Genomic DNA, 15,278 nt, shown 5'->3' on the forward strand with positions numbered 1-15,278 from the left:
AGGGCAGCAGGTGTCACAGTCAAGGTTCCGTTCTCATTGCTTACGGTATAATTGCCAAGTCTATCGCTTGGATCCGCAAGGGTTCCAACTATCGCATAGGTGTCAACGTTAGCATTCTGGCCTTCACCGTCACTGCTTCTGGTAACAGTAATGTCATCTCCTGAAACCACACCGCTGATGCTTCCCGCAAAATCAGAATCTGAAAGGGTAATACCGTATACCTTGCTTCTGTCTGTATTCACTACCGTAAGGCTAGCTTTTCCGATTATAAAAGTCTTGATGTCTGAAGAAGGCTCGTAATTATTATCTCCTTCAAAGAAAAAGCTAACTGTAGCTGTCCCCGCATTGATATTGTTATCATAAAGCGCATCTGGGGAAAGACTTAGATTACCCGCTCCAATTACACTTACAGCAGCAGGCTCAATTGCCGAACCAGTATAAGTGAAAGGACCGCCGTTGATGGTTACAGTCGTAACTGTAGCTGCTTTGCCAATAGTGAATTCCTCACTGTCAGAAGATGAAAGGTAGTTGTTGTCTCCTGCATAGCTATAGCTTGCTGTTGCTGTTCCCGCATTCACATTGTCCGCATAAGAAGCTTCTGGAGTCAGGTTCAGCCCGCCGGCACCTGTTACACTTACCGTAGCTGGTTCAATTGCTGATCCCGTGTAAGTGAACGGACCGCCGTTAATTGATACGGTAGTAGTAGTTGGAGCTTTATCAATTACCAAAATCCCTTCTGCAACTCCAGATCCAGAATTTTCCGTAGATAGAGTAACTGTAAAAGGATAGGAACCGGCATTTACATTATTAGGTACCGAAACTGTTAAGATTGAACCTGGAAAAGCATTACTTCCGGAAGAATTAAAAGTAGGTTGATCAAAAACACCCGATACACCAGAAGGAAAACCATTTACAGTATAAGTACCATTAACATTACCGTTAGAAGCTCTAACTGAGGTAACCACGAAATCTATTGAATTAGAAGATCCAAAAACAACTGTAGATGATTGTGGAGCAACTGAAACTGAACCAATTGATCCTTCACTACCTGTTTGAAGAGCGTAATTTCCTACAATCGGAAAATTCCCTGTTGCAGGCACATTAGCAGGAGAGCTGGGAGTTGTTCCAATTAAAATATAAGTATTTCCTCCCGCTGATAAAGAGGCAGGAAATGAAAATATCAAATTGCCAATTAAAGCTATAGCTCCAGAATTACCTGAACCACTTGTAGAAAATGTTACCGAACTGTTTACAGGAGTCGGTCCTGGTGCTGTGCCTGAATATTCTACAGTAACATTCACCCCATTAGGAAGGCCTGAAGTAGAAAACCTTACATTTGCATCCGTAAAAAAAGTCTCCGCCAAATAACCTGTGACATTTCCAGTAGCTTCCAAATGAAAAGCTACCCCTAAATGCCTTTCATCAATGGGAAACTCCAATCTCCATGTCCCGTCAGGGTTCACGGCAACATTGAAGTCATTATGATGATCATAATGGGGTTCCTCTTCGATGTGGATCCTGACGGAGGTGTCCAGAGTCCAACCCGACCCCGAAATAATCGCGACCTCCCCGGGTGCATAATCATCCTTATCAGAGACTACCGTGGGTTCGCTGCCGGCCGGATACGTTGGGGCCGGCATTTGGGCATAGGTGGTCGAAACCCATGCGATGCAGGTAAACAGGAGTAAAAGTTTTCTCATGTCAATAGAAAGTTATGGAAAGTGTTGATTTACAGCGGTGGCCCTAAAAATGTCACCTGGAGCCTTCTTAAAAAAAGTAAGAAGAATTCTTGACAAAAATATATTTTAAAAAGCAAAAAAAGAAGTATAAAATACGTTTTATTGAATAAAAGCCGATTAAAAAATTTCAATCGGCTAAATTAACCAAAGTAAATTACCTAATTTATTACTTTACCGAGCCGCACTTTTGAGAAATTTAGTCAAAAAAAATTTGAATATAATTTTAACAACAATTAATAATAAATTACTCTTATTACCGTACCTAAAAAATTTAATTCTTTCTATTACCTTTTTTGGGGCTATGGTTCCACTCACCGAAAACAAAAAAGGCAGATAGCCTTCGCCACCTGCCATATTTTGCCTTTTTATTTCCTCAACAAATTCAAAGTACCTCTTCTTACCTCTCCCTGACCGCTTTCGATGACAAAGAAGTAAGCGCCTACCGGTTGGTCCACACCATTAGCCTTGCCGTCCCAACGGTCAATCGGATCAACCGATCGAAACACCTGCCTACCGAACCTGTCGTAAACAGTAATTCTCCCCTTGACAACCGTCTTAAGTTCCGGTACACCCCAAGTATCGTTAACCCCGTCATTGTCAGGAGTGAAGGTGTTGAAAATCTCAATGTCCGCAAAGCCTGAATTCTCGACATGTAGCGTGAAGTTTCGTGAAATAGTATTTCCAACCCTATCCGTACTTGATAAGCGTATCTGATACAACGGTCTTTGTTTAGCTAATTCAGAACTATTCCAGATCAGTTTACCATTTCTGATTGCAAAGAAACTGTTTTCCATTATTGCATCTTCTATCTTATATTCATGCATATCGTCCATTTCATCTACGGTCATTATATTTGCTATGATTTCACCAGTAGAAATGTTATTCGCGATCTGCAAGTTACTAACGGTAATATCAGTTGGTATGGCTTTGTCAGATACAATTGTCGGAACTATTATCATGTTGGTGCCTTTACCGTTGTGATCCGCATACTCACCAGTAATCTGATAGACCCCAGGTCTCAATGGATCGTAATCATTGCTAAACCATTTCACCGGTGCCGATCCCTTATTAATGGTTTTACCTATCTCAATGAGTTTAACCTGCAGATCTTCAAATGGAGTATTCCAACGAACATTAATCATTTCGGCTGTTTGGTGCTCACCTTCCGGTTGCACATTTTCCCCCTCGTCCACTCTGTAAGAAACATCACAGCTTCCTATATAGGACTCCGAGTTGGCAAGTAACGCACTCACTGCATTAGCATTCACACATATAGTTTTGCGGTTATTAGGATTTCCTGAAGGAATCTGGCAGACTTGAACTTTATTGTTGTCATTGCCGCAGGATGCCTCTACCGAAATTACCTTAAACATCGCACTTGCCACACAAACCCCATTGCTGGACATTTCAACCATGTACTCTCTTACAAAGTCACCAGATCCATTTACCTGAAGTGAATTTGATGTGCTTAAAAGTTGTTTAGAGACTCCCTTCTCAAAATACGACCACTTATATGTTACTCCCGCATTGACTGGTGCGATAGAGGCAGTCAAGGTTGTTATAGAAGGCAATCCTAATGAAATTGCCGCCCCGTCAAATATCACCACATTTCCATTTCTGTTTTCAGCTACGCTTGAGGTTACTGTGGAATTTAAGACCGTGACTGTGGCTGGGTTTGTGGTAATTGATCCAATAAGATTACCAGAATTAGGAATGAACTCAGCTTGGATATTATATTCCCCACCGGCATTAAAATTATGTAAGAAGGCACCTTCAAATTTACCATTGGTCACTACTGTTGGCTCCACAAATCCAATCAAGTTTTCACCATTTATAAATTCTACCCTACCCCCTGTTTTGTTGACCTCGAAAAGGGCTGTAGAAGACACCGTTGCAATCAGTTTAATATTCTTTCCGCAGTCTGAAATCGCATTAGATACTGATATAGAGGTAGTAGCAGGCGTCACCGTTAGGGTTCCATCAGCATTGCTTACTTCATAATTCACAAGCCTACTGTCCGGATCTACAAGTGCCCCAACAATGGAATAGGTACCCACATCTGCATTCTGACCTTCACCTACACTGCTTCTGGTAACCGTGATATTATCACCAGCCTGGATACCACTAATGCTTCCCATAAAATCAGGATCTAACAGGCTTACACCATATTCTTTAGTTCGGTCAGTGTTAACTACAGTAAGGGCCGCCCGGTCCACTGTCAACATACCGTTCTCGTAAGTTACTAAATAGTTGGACAGTCTGTCATTCGGATCTTTTAGGTCTCCCACTATTGGATAACTTCCAACATCCGCTCCTTCAACTTCACCAACACTACTTCTGGTTACTGTGATGTCATCGCCCGCCTGGATACCGCTGATACTCCCAGTATAATCCGCTTCTAATAAGATGGTACCGTATACTTTCGACCTAGCATTATTCACAACTGTAAGGGATGCAGGATCAACTGTCAGTAGACCATTTTCATTTGTTACAATGTAATTGCCAAGCCTACTGTTGGGATCCGCAAGGGTTCCAACTATAGGATAAACTCCAACAGATGCACTTTCAATTTCACCGGTACTACTTCTATTTACAGTAATTTGGTCTCCAGCTACTACTCCCGTAATACTTCCCGCAAAATCTATTTCATCTAAAACTTCACCGTATTTCTTAACTTTATATAAATTACTGACAATAAGGGGTACTATCTTCACTTCCAAAATACCCTCCTTGTATTCTATGTCATAATTTTCAAGACCAACCCCTTCTGCCTCACTTGCTATTATAGGATAGCTTCTCCCAACTGATGCTGTGTCTAAAGCCCCCATACTTTCCAGCTTCACTCCTTTGATTATATCCTCATTCACCAAGGCTCCTTCCTCAACAGTAAAAGCTCCTGTTCCAAGATCAAGTTCTTCTCCATAAGTCTTTATTCGATCTGTTGCATGTAATACGATAGGTTTAGCAGTTACCGAAAAACGCCCATCTAAATACTGAATATCATAATTTTCTAACCCTTCTCCCTGGGCGGCATTGGCCATAATAGGATAGGCCTCCCCTTCTAAGGTTACACTCGAGGCAGCATCCATTCCAATACTCAAAAGAGACACTGAATTAACCTTATCGGCATTTACTAAGCCTTCCAACAGGTAATCTGATTCCGAAAAACTGAAAGTCTCCCCATAGATTTTTACTTGGTCTTTGACCCTAATTAGTAAATCAGCCTTTTCCACTACCAAAACCCCACCTCCTTCAACATCAGTTGAGCTTTCGGCAATCATACCCTCCCCACTGTAAACAGCCTTAATTTGATAATTTCCAACTTTTAATAGAGATGGATTAAACTCCAAAATTGCTTCCCCTCCTATTATAGCATTGGAGGTACCGACCTTAATTTCATCAACAAAAAAGTCAACACTACCTTCCTCAATAGGAGCCGAATTACTTTGTCTTTCCACTTTGGCTGATAGGAAGACGCTTTGGGAACCGTACTTTATAGGGGCAGGGTTTACAACGGTAGTTTTTGTAACTACAAGCCCGCTTCCAACAGCAAAGCTGCTAAAGGAGGTTAACCCTGTCACCTGAATGCTACTTTGGGTTTTATTACCAACTGCTGGATATGACCATAAGGATCCGTTGTGTTTACCCACCATAAAATTATTGTAGTTGGAATTTTCACTCATATCGGCCGGCAAAAAAGCCAGTGAAAGATCAAAATTGTTAAATCCATCTACCTCATTCTCAAATTCCCAATGGCGGTTAAGTATGGGGTCAAAACCCAGATCTGCAGCATAGGGATGTGGCCCATCTATAGATTTACCTAAAACGGACCCTGAACCTGTTAATTCATAAAATTTCACTAAGGAGGGGGTAAATCCCAAAGCGGTTCCGATTGGGAAATCATACTGCTGCCTAGTGGGTGAAATTAGTCTTCTTAAGTTTCCGATTACATAGGATAAAGCAGAACCGCCTGCAATATTAGCAGCGCCATTCACCCTAACTTCATGCATACCAGTGATAATCTTTCCCTGTTTAAGATCTAATAATCCATTGATGGAAATATTATTACTTCCCAGCTCTACTTCACCATCCTCCTTGTCAATTACAATGTTGTTAAAGGTAGTCGCTCTTCCTGATAACGTTTGTTTGCTAGAGTTGCCACTGAAAGTAACGGTTGATGATTCAGGGTAATATATTCCATTATTGTAAAAATCTCCCTGCAGAATCAAATTATGATTTCCTGGTCGAAATGAGTAATTGAGACCAATAGAAAATCTACCTTGCACAGTTGTGGTACCGGTAAGGTATTTATTTCCTGACCCTGTTACCTCCAAATTTCCATAAGAAATTGCCCCTATATTTTGGGTTCCTGTGGCATATTGAACCGTGCTGTTTTTATCAATAATTACTGTAGGAAATGAATTAGCCCAATGACCGTTAAGTCTAAGCCTCGTTCCATCTTTTAGATGAAAAACCTTTCCTGGTTGACCTGAGATAGAGGTATTGTTTTCTACAAAAAAAGTCCCTTTTTCAATGGTTATATTTCCTTTAACCTTTTCAGGAGTAATATGGTCTCTCACATACACGGTACCATTACTTATGATTTTCACATTTCCATAAACATACCCGAATTCTAGTCTCAAAAGTTGACCTTGAGATCCTGTAAACAGAACATGGCTATTTTCTGAAGCAAAAATTTTACTATCTCCCGTTCCAGTTCTGATGAAATTCCCGGTTACATCTAATACCCCCTCATCCCCTATTTCCAACTCTGACCATCCTCTGATGAATGCGTTTGAATAATGGGAATCAATGCGGAAAATATTAGTATTCACCCTCCCTTCAAGTAGGTAAACTTTTGAAAAGCCATTATTAAGAGTATTGACATTTACTTGGACTGTGGTCAAAGTACCTCCGTTAATATGAAGCTCGCATCTCCGTAAAGCAGAATTACTACTTGCCAGGGTTATCCACTCCACGGCTCTCAAATGATGACCGTTAAGGTCAATTTTTGTGGTTCCTTCAACATTACCAGATATGGTTACCCGCAAGGCAGAGGCATCTTCGTACAAGGTCACCGCATGACCATTTAAAATTGTGGCCACATCCTTGGCTCCAGGATAGCCTGATCCCTCCACGTCGTTGCCGGGGTGCCCCCATGTCTCGCCTTTATTCCAAGGTCCTGATTTGGCTGATGAAAAAGAGGCATCAGTAAAATGAAAGTCAGTTTTGCCACCCATATTCCCCTTTGCTTCAATAAATAAAGCCTTGCCTAAATGATGTTCTTGGGTAATGAATTCTTTAGAAAACAGATTTCCATCACTGTCCGCAATAAGCCTAATGATCATATTCGGAAGTTCAGTTGGAACTTCCACTATGCTTAGCTCTACTAATTCCCCCGGTTGCCAACCGCTTCCTGTCATCACCACGGTATCACCAGGCAAATAATCTGGTTTTTCTGTTTCAATAGATTGGGCTGAAACAGCTAAGCAGGATAGCATGAATCCCGCCCAAAGCAATAGAGATTGCTTAAGTTGAGTTGTTTTAAAATTTCTAGTCATCTGATTTTGGGTAAAAAATGAAATAAACCTTCACGGACTGGAGCAATCTACTCCACCTATGGTCGAAAAAAACTTCAACAAACCAATTGGACCATCATTTTTCCTGCACACAAAACTTTATCTTGAAGGAATTAACCTACAAAACCAAGTGTCCGCAAAATGAACTTCTGGAGTCCAAACTAAATAGAGGATATGATCCTCGAGATTCAAAAATTAGAATGGGTAATGGAAAGGGTAATCAGATACTCTCTTAAAAAGTGAATTCACTCTTAAATATATAATTCAAAAGCTGAAAATAAAATAGTAACAGATGAATATTACGTAAAATAAACGACTAAAAAAATTTACACGGTTTTATAACCTGCCATAGGTAGTTTGAAAGCATTTACAAATAATACCACTAGGTATGGTTACCTAGTGGTATCAAAACTCTGGAGCCTATTAATTTAAATCTTTACTTCACTCAAATCCAATCTATCTATCTTTTTACCTAATTCCTCAAACGCCTTAAAAAGAACCTCCTTTTTCCAACCTAAATTATCTTCCACCCTAGAAAGCAGGTTATGGTAATAAGCTATTCCCTCCTGGAGATTTTTTTCAAAATCAGCAAAATATTTTGCCTGCTTTGAAGTGATGGGGGCTTCCAATTCACTCAATTTATCCTTTAGATAATTGACATACAAAGTCAGTTCTTTTACAAAGATGAAAGGCCGATCTTTTCTTTCTCCAATGCTTCCACGACCATAAATATAGTCCGCCATCTCCTCCAACGTCCTTTTTCCCGAATAATAAGCCATATTTGGTCCTGGGCAAATGGCAATTGTCGACCCTTCTTTCTTAGTCTCCATCCCCTTTTCCACCAAGGCTGCTGTCCCTAAGGCTTTGCAGATACAGGCTTTGTCCGTGATCTTATCATAGGCCTTTTGATACTGGGCAGGTTCCAATTCCTTTACTTCGAGTTGCTTCAGCTTAAGCTGTTGATATTGACGCGAAGCGGTGCAGATCACTTTTTCAGTAAATTCAGTATCTAACGATGCATATTTTTTAGGGCAAGAACTGCCTGGCCTACCTTTGTCGATCAGCCGTTGTTTTTCTATATCTTCAGTATTGCCCTTTATATTATTAAAAGGCACACCCAATGGTGAAATATTGCTTAAATACAGGTCATCCTCCTTAGCATTGCTCAGTAGCTCCATGGTCGGTTCATCTATACTGACCGCCTCTGGAACCAATAAAAAGGGCGTGCCCCATCCTATGGAATCCAGGTTATATTCTTTCATCAGAAACTCATGCTCTTCAGATGTCCCAACTCCACCTTGAGCGGTTACCTTAAGGGGAAGCTTATGAGCAGGGAAACTTCTCCCTGCTTTCTCCCAGGTCTGCGTTAAAAGATCCCAGGTTGTATCTATCAGTTCTGCTCGCTTCGACTTAAACTCTTCTAAAATAGGCCCCATCAGGTAACCATCGGTGGCAAATGCATGGCCTCCACAGTTAAGTCCTGACTCGATCCTGTATTCGGAAACCCAAATACCTTTCTTGGCTAGAAACTTACCTTGGATCATAGCAGAACGGAAATCACTTACTTTAAGCGTCACTTTCTTTTTCAGCTTACCCTCTTCATCAGGAAAGAAATCCTCAAATTTCTCCAGGTAACTGTAAAGTCTTGGGTTCATTCCAGCTGAAAGAATAATGCTACTGTTTTCAAGATTGCTCAACGCATAACCCCGCAGGGCTGCATGTGCATCATTAAATTCTACAGGTAATTTTTCATCATTGACGTAATTGTCCTTATCCAGCTTAGTCATGATATTCACATCGATGCTACCCTTGACCAGCTGCTGCTTCGCCCAGTCCCATACTTGCTTTTCCATTTTGCCCTTGCTTGCTAAGAGTTGCTTGAATTGCTCCTGGAATGAGCTTGGAAGCATCCTTAGGTATTTTTCACACTCCCCTTCCTGTAGATCAAAAGAGTCTTTAATTTCTTGGAATTTACGGTCCACCAGCTCATCTACTAAATTGAGGTAGGCGGTTATTCTTTTTGCCCTGAAATCATCTACTTTTTTGGTGATGGCCTCAAATGGCACTTTCATTTTTTCACTATAAAACTCCCGCATCCGCTCGATAAGCATATCATCCACCAGTGACATGGCCGAGGATATCCCGTAAGGAGCCACTCGGATAGGTGTGTCAATGGTAAATCCAATACCCATCACAGGGATATGGAAAGTATGTTTGAAGGTGTTACTACTCATAATTTCAATAAAGGTTAATAATTAAGTGGTTTGTGGTACTATTGATGTCTGCCAATCTTTCTGTATCACGCGGGTTTTGGGTTTCTCTAACTTGGAAGCCCACCAGCGAATACCCCCCGTGACAAAGCCAACGATGGTCACCGAGCTCAGCGGCATCAGAATAGCACAGACAATGGGGCTAAGTTGGGCTGTGACAGCGAAACTTAATCCTATGATGTTATATAGAAATGATAGCACAAAGGCAATTTTGATCACTTTCATACTGCTTTTGGCAAGTTTCATTGCATCCTGCAGCTTGGGAAAGCTCTTGGCATCCATAATTACATCACAGGCCGGGCTAAAATGATAGATATCATCACTCACACTAATCCCCAATTGGCTCTCCTGAAGGGCTCCAGCATCATTCAATCCATCCCCGATCATGATTACTTTTCTGCCCTGTGATTTCAGGTTTCTTATATATTCCAGCTTTTCCATCGGTTGCTGGTTGAATTTTAATTCATCAAAATATGGGCTGAGCGTCTCCTTCTCTTGGTCGTTGTCTCCACTGAGAAGATGTAGATTAATCCCTGCGTCTTTGAGCTGCACAAGCTGGTTTAAAAGTCCTTCTCTATATTGAGGCACAAATTCAAAATAGCCTTTCACCTCATTTCCTAGAGAAATATAAACCCGCGTTTGTTTACCGTCTGGCTTTTCTGCCCCTACCCACTTGGCCGAACCAATTTTTATGACTTCATTATTAAAGTAGGCCTTTAAGCCCGATCCACTTATTTCTTCAAAATCCTCAACTTTTACAAGCGCATATTCATCCAAATGATTATTGATCATCTGGCTTAAAGGGTGAGTGGAATTACGGACGATGGACTTGACCAGACTTTTTTCTTTGGCAGAAAGATGTCCCTCAAAAGACAGCTTGCCTTTGGTTTTTTGGGTAATTGTGCCGGTTTTATCCAAGACCACTGTATCCGCCGTCGCTAAAGCCTCCACCGAGTCGGAGCTTTTCATATAGAATCCCCACTTGCCCAAAACCCTAAGTACATTGCCAAAAGAAAAGGGAATCACCAAGGCCAATGCACAAGGACAGGCAACAATCAATACTGCCGTAACTGTATTCCAGATTTTGGAAGCATCCTGAAAATACCAGTATCCTGCCGTGATGATGGAAAGGATTATAATAAAATAAGTAAAACGCTTACTCAGAGAGGAGACCACTTCGGTAAGTTGAAACTGGTTGTACTTTTTAAACACCTCTTGGTTCCACAGCTGGGTCAAATAGCTGCTTTCCACAGGTTTTTGGATTTCCACCTCTATCATTCCACCTGTCTGACGGCCTCCGGCATACATGAAATCTCCACTGGACTTGCTTACCGGATCCGATTCCCCAGTCACAAAGGCATAATCAATCTTGCCCTCCCCTTTCATCAGTTTGGCATCTGCAGGAATCAACTCTTGGTTACGAACCAAAATGCGGTCACCTACTTGCAAGTCTTTTAGCAAAACCGTTTCTTCTTTTCCTTCTTTCACCACCGTGGCGGCTACAGGGAAGTAACTGTTATAGTCCCGCTCAAAGCCCAAGGCTTCGTAGGTTTTGCTTTGGTACCATCTTCCTATCAATAAGAAAAACACCAGGCCCGATAAGCTGTCCATGTATCCAGCTCCGGAAAGGGTGATCATTTCATAGGCACTCCTGCCAAAAATGGTCAAAATACCCAACGCGATCGTCAAGTCGAGGTTGAGGTACTTGTACTTCAGACCGTTCCATGCGGATTTGTAAAAATCCCAAGAGGAATAAAACACCACAGGAAGCACCAAAATCAAATTCAGGAAAGTAAAGAATACCTGATACTCTGGGTCTACAAGATTTTTGGTATCCAAATATTCGGGTAGACTAAGCATCATGATATTACCAAAGCAAAACCCTGCGATTCCGATTTTGTAATAGAAACTCCTGTCAGTCTTTACCTCTTTCTCATTCTTATTCAGACTGATATCCGGAGCATATCCCAATTTGCTTATCAACTCGACCAGCTGTCGCAAAGACAAATTTTCGTTTTGCCAAGTGATGGCAACTTCCTTTTTGGTGAAGTTTACCGTGGCCTGTCTAATGTTATTATTTAAAATATGTAGATTTTCCAACAGCCAAATACAGGAACTGCAATGAACGGCCGGAATATAGAATGTTGCCTTGCTAATATGGGCGTCGGAAAAAGACAACAGCGACCTTTTCACCTCCTCATTGTCCAAAAATGCCCAACGGTTACCGTGCTCCTCCACTCTTTTGGACCCGGGGGTTTTCTCCATCTCATAGTAATCTACCATGTCATTGCCCCGCAGCAAATCATACACGGCAAAACATCCCTGGCAGCAGAATTCTCTGTCATCAGCTTTGATTGGTGCATCCTGACAGTCTTCTCCACAGTGGTAACAAGTGCTTTTCACCTTTACTTCCTCAATCATCAATCTCAAACAGTTTGGGTATAAAGCTTAAATGGCACGATCGAATCATCACTATTGAGCAAGTTGCCCAACACGGTGAGATTCTCAGGAGATGGGTTGTTGACCACCATTAGGGTATTGGAATTTAAACCAACTGCGGTATAAATGGTATGCTCGGTTTCATCGCTGAGCTTATGCAAAGCCAGATTATGAAAATGTTGCTTGAGGTATTCGATGAAAAGCTTTTCCTCCATAGCGGAAGGCCCCTCTTCACAATAGGTGGTTAAAACCGTGACGGGTAGATTTTGGCCCAATTCTGATAGCAGGTAGCTAAATTGTTTGATGCCATGCATGGCCCGGGTGCTCCCATCAAAAGTCATGACTACCTGGTCGATTTCCATAGTATTGGCCGGAATGACCAAAACGGGACAACCCGACTGGGTCAAAAGGCTCCTAAAAGGAACCTGGTCCCCTGCTTCGTTTTTGACTTGGCCTCGGTAGGTTTCTTGGTTGATGATCATCAAGTCAGCATAATGCGTTTCCCGCATCAGTTCTGTGGATGAGCATCCGTCTTCTTTATGGATGGTGTATTTACAATGGGATTTTTTGCAATTTTCCCCAAGATAACGGTACCAGGATTTTCTGGCTTCATTTTCCTTTTTCTGTCTGCAGGCATCTTTGTCACATTTGCCTGATTGACAAGGCGGGATTTCACTTCCACCAATGAGATCATTGACTACAGCTCCCACAAAGAGCACTTCCTCTCTGGGTATGAGTTTAAAGATGAAGTCAATTTCTTTATGGTCTAGTTTTCCCCCAAATCCAATGATGATTTTTATCCGCTTCATTAGTTCTCCCTGTTTTTCGCTACGTCGGAACCGTACCCACGGTACCAATAGCAAATGTCAGGATTACCTGCAACCTATTATATGATGGTCATCAAAGAAAAAACTGATTTATATCAGGTAATTTGAGGTATCAATACAGCCCGGCAGCCCTTACGAGGCCTTTTACATCCTCCACCTTGATCTTTCGGCCCTTGGTGCTGATATAATTTTCCTCCTTAAAATCGTGAAGTAGTCGGATCAGGGTTTCCGTAGCCGTACCCACAATATTGGCTAAATCCTCCCTGGTCAGGTTGATTTCCACGGGTTCCTTGTCACCATCAATGCCATAAGTGTCCTTAAGCATCAATAAAGTGATGGCAAGTCTCTCACGTACAGATTTCTGGGCTAGGTTGGTAAGTTTTTCAGACATTACGCCAATTTCTTGGCAAACGGCCTGAAGAAGCTTCTTGTTGAAATTGGGGTTGTCTGTTAGTAAGGATAAAAAATCGTTTTTTGGAACAAAGCATATGGTGCAGTCCTCAAGCGTCTCAGCAGTGACAGGATATGTTTCCTCCCCTATCATAGCCTTATACCCAAGCACATCACCTTCTTTGGTGATCTTCATGATTTGCTCTTTGCCATCTGCGCCTAGCCTATAAACTTTGACTTTTCCGTTATTGATACAGAACACCCCTAGTGGTCGTGTACCTTCATGGAATAAAACCTGCCCTTTTTTATAATTGGTGCAGGATTTGGCGTCAGAAATTTGGGCTACCTCATGTGAACACAGAACCCCGAAAAGGGACCTTCCACGGCTTTTGCAATCTTCACAGCTGATTTTTGGCGCTTTTTTAAAACTCATAATGGCAATAGTTTCTACAATCCGACAAAGATATTATTATTTAGAGTTAAATACTATTTTATCTTTTATTTAGCATCCAACTCTACCGACAAGGGAAATTTCTGAAGTTAAATATAATTAATTTAGTTCAAATCCCCTTAAATAATTCAAAGGACTCCAAATAATCCGGCACTATGGTCTGCCAGCCAAACTCCTCTTTGATCTTGTCTGCCAAAACCTGGGCGGGCTCCTCCTCACCATGTATAAGAAAGGTAATTTTTGGTTTGTTGGTAAAGCCATCCACCCATTCTATCAACTCCGACTGATCGGCATGGGCCGACAGTCCCTCCACATAATGGATTTTGGCTTTGACCGGAACATCAATTCCATACATTTTCACAGTCGGCTCCCCATTAAGCAACTTTCTGCCCCTTGTGCCTTCTGCCTGATATCCCACAAATATCACACTATCCTGCTCATTGGGAAGCCTATTGTAAAGGTGATGCAAAATCCTACCCCCTGTAGCCATGCCACTTGCAGAGATAATTATCGCGTCGCCCTTAATATGGTTGAGGGTCAAAGAGGCTTCTTGGCTGGTATAATAATGTAGGTTTTTATGCTGAAAGGGATTTGCACCTGGCTCATCGAAGACTGGCCCTAGTTTGTGATATTGGGGAAAGTCTACATAGAGTTTGGTCACATCTATGGCCATCGGGCTATCGATGTATATGGGAATTTGGGGGATTTTCCCTTTCATCTGAAGCCTATGCAGATAATAAAGCACCATCTGTGACCTACCCACAGCAAACGCGGGGATCAGGGCCACCCCACCATTCCGGAAGGTTTCCCTAATGGCCAAACCAAGTTGCTCTTCAGCTTTGGACGAAATACTTTGCCTGTTTCCATAGGTGGATTCCAAAAACAAAACATCTGCATGCGGTAAAGTCACTGGAGGAAACATCACTGGATCATGAAAACGGCCCAGGTCACCAGAAAACACAATTTTCTTTTCCTGGTTTTCACCTATCAGTCTTAACTTAAAAATTGCGGCTCCTAGAATGTGGCCAGCATTGAATGCCTTTAAGACAATGTTTTCCGTCAAATAGGTTTCCTTTTCAAAAGGGATGGATTGAAACAGGGGGTACACCCTCTCTGCTTCTTCAATGGTGAAAAGAGCCTCAGGTTTTTCGTGCCGCGAATAGCCTTTCTTCCTGGCGTATTCAGCCTCTTCTTCTTGCAGTTTTCCGGCATCCTTGAGCAGGATTTTGGCTACCTCAATAGTGGCGTCGGTGGCATAAATGGGCCCAGAAAAACCATCTTTTACCAGTTTTGGCAAATAGCCGCTGTGGTCGATGTGTGCGTGGGTCAGCAAGACCATGTCGATGGTGCTGGGGTCTACCGGGAATTCTTCCCAATTCCTTTCCCTCAGCTCTTTGAGGCCCTGAAACATACCACAATCCACCAAAACCTTTAAGCTATCAATCTCCAATAAATACCTTGACCCGGTTACCGACTTGGCACCACCCAGAAACTTTACTCTTACGTCCATATCTAATTTTGAATAAAAATCTTTTCCCAAATGTGGATTCACCACATGATAATGTACTGCAAAGGAAGTTAAC

Annotated in this window: 7 protein-coding genes; all 7 read right to left on the reverse strand. The window is 41.9% G+C overall.

Going from position 1 to position 15,278, the window contains the following annotated elements; genetic code table 11:
• Nucleotides 1–1,700, reverse strand: a 1,700-nt coding sequence (locus KIH41_RS04490) for an MBG domain-containing protein (protein ID WP_214161678.1), incomplete at its 3' end; no start/stop codon positions are given.
• 404 nt (nt 1,701–2,104) lie between these two features.
• Nucleotides 2,105–7,300 (reverse strand): MBG domain-containing protein, encoded by a 5,196-nt coding sequence (locus KIH41_RS04495; RefSeq protein WP_214161679.1) that lies wholly within the window; start codon nt 7,298–7,300, stop codon nt 2,105–2,107.
• A gap of 446 nt (nt 7,301–7,746) precedes the next feature.
• Complete coding sequence (locus KIH41_RS04500) at nt 7,747–9,552, reverse strand: hypothetical protein (protein ID WP_214161680.1); 1,806 nt, start codon at nt 9,550–9,552, stop codon at nt 7,747–7,749.
• A gap of 21 nt (nt 9,553–9,573) precedes the next feature.
• The gene (locus KIH41_RS04505; RefSeq protein ID WP_214161681.1) at nt 9,574–12,009 is read right to left on the reverse strand and encodes a heavy metal translocating P-type ATPase; all 2,436 of its coding nucleotides are present in this window, start codon (nt 12,007–12,009) and stop codon (nt 9,574–9,576) included.
• A gap of 5 nt (nt 12,010–12,014) precedes the next feature.
• Nucleotides 12,015–12,836, reverse strand: a complete 822-nt coding sequence (locus tag KIH41_RS04510; protein ID WP_214161682.1) for a hypothetical protein — start codon at nt 12,834–12,836, stop codon at nt 12,015–12,017.
• A gap of 130 nt (nt 12,837–12,966) precedes the next feature.
• Nucleotides 12,967–13,677: a Crp/Fnr family transcriptional regulator gene (locus KIH41_RS04515; RefSeq protein ID WP_213944156.1), complete on the reverse strand. Its 711-nt coding sequence runs from the start codon at nt 13,675–13,677 to the stop codon at nt 12,967–12,969.
• Nucleotides 13,678–13,804: 127 nt separating this feature from the next.
• The gene (locus tag KIH41_RS04520; RefSeq protein WP_214161683.1) at nt 13,805–15,205 is read right to left on the reverse strand and encodes an MBL fold metallo-hydrolase RNA specificity domain-containing protein; all 1,401 of its coding nucleotides are present in this window, start codon (nt 15,203–15,205) and stop codon (nt 13,805–13,807) included.
• Nucleotides 15,206–15,278 lie beyond the last annotated feature (73 nt).

The organism is Litoribacter ruber, assembly GCF_018500185.1.
Lineage (GTDB): Bacteria > Bacteroidota > Bacteroidia > Cytophagales > Cyclobacteriaceae > Litoribacter > Litoribacter ruber.

Excerpts from the sequence above, each read along its gene's own strand:
- KIH41_RS04495 (WP_214161679.1), bottom strand. The coding sequence starts at position 7,300 with ATGACTAGAAATTTTAAAACAACTCAACTTAAGCAATCTCTATTGCTT.
- KIH41_RS04500 (WP_214161680.1), bottom strand. The coding sequence starts at position 9,552 with ATGAGTAGTAACACCTTCAAACATACTTTCCATATCCCTGTGATGGGT.
- KIH41_RS04505 (WP_214161681.1), bottom strand. The coding sequence starts at position 12,009 with ATGATTGAGGAAGTAAAGGTGAAAAGCACTTGTTACCACTGTGGAGAA.
- KIH41_RS04510 (WP_214161682.1), bottom strand. The coding sequence starts at position 12,836 with ATGAAGCGGATAAAAATCATCATTGGATTTGGGGGAAAACTAGACCAT.
- KIH41_RS04515 (WP_213944156.1), bottom strand. The coding sequence starts at position 13,677 with ATGAGTTTTAAAAAAGCGCCAAAAATCAGCTGTGAAGATTGCAAAAGC.
- KIH41_RS04520 (WP_214161683.1), bottom strand. The coding sequence starts at position 15,205 with ATGGACGTAAGAGTAAAGTTTCTGGGTGGTGCCAAGTCGGTAACCGGG.